The sequence below is a fragment of the Streptomyces sp. P17 genome (genome assembly GCF_032436805.1).
Lineage (GTDB): Bacteria > Actinomycetota > Actinomycetes > Streptomycetales > Streptomycetaceae > Streptomyces.
Genome location: NZ_JAVRBF010000610.1, coordinates 1 through 288, shown reverse-complemented (window position 1 = coordinate 288; position 288 = coordinate 1). Strand labels below are relative to the sequence as shown.

1 protein-coding gene is annotated in these 288 nt (G+C 67.7%); it reads left to right on the top strand.

Translation table 11 applies throughout. The features are described from left to right. Positions 1–288, top strand: a 288-nt coding sequence (locus RMT89_RS42300) for a hypothetical protein (RefSeq protein WP_315889075.1), incomplete at both ends; no start/stop codon positions are given.

Below are 288 nucleotides of genomic sequence, written 5' to 3'. Positions count from 1 at the left end.
CTGCATTGCGGCGACGGATCGCTCCGCCGTCGGCTGCGGTCCGAGCTTTTGCAGGCCGCCGCCCGCGGGCGGTTTGCCGCGCGCTTTGGCCGCAAGGATGCATTTGGCGCCCCGGCGGCGCTCGCAGCCCGGCAGAACGGCTGGTCGCCCCGAGAGGCGTGGCGACACAAGAAGCGCGCGACCTTCGTGGCGTTTCTCGGCCCGGTGTTCTGGCCCTATGCCTATTCCGATATCTTCGAATACACGTTCTGGCCCAGCGCCTATGAACCCGGCTATTGGGCCTATGCC